The sequence below is a fragment of the Lacinutrix salivirga genome (assembly GCF_053604675.1).
On sequence record NZ_JBSHNP010000129.1, the window covers coordinates 1 to 235 of the forward strand.

At 42.1% G+C, this 235-nt stretch carries 1 protein-coding gene; it reads left to right on the forward strand.

All coding sequences use genetic code 11. The annotated features are described in order from the left end of the window. A partial coding sequence (locus tag ACVC5O_RS11595) for an Ig-like domain-containing protein (RefSeq protein WP_452221646.1) occupies positions 1-235 on the forward strand: 235 nt, incomplete at both ends.

A 235-nucleotide genomic window follows, 5' to 3' on the forward strand; every position in this document is an offset into this window, starting at 1 on the left:
CGTAGATGTAGAAGACGATACAACAACAACAGACGAAGACACACCAGTAGTGGTAGATGTTTATGATAACGATAACGACATCCCAACGGAAGGCACAATCGCAATCACAACACCACCAACCAATGGAACCGTAGTCATAACCGATCCAAACAATACACCAAACGATCCAAGTGATGATGTAGTAACCTACACACCAAACCCAGGATACAATGGAACAGATACGTTTGAATATACA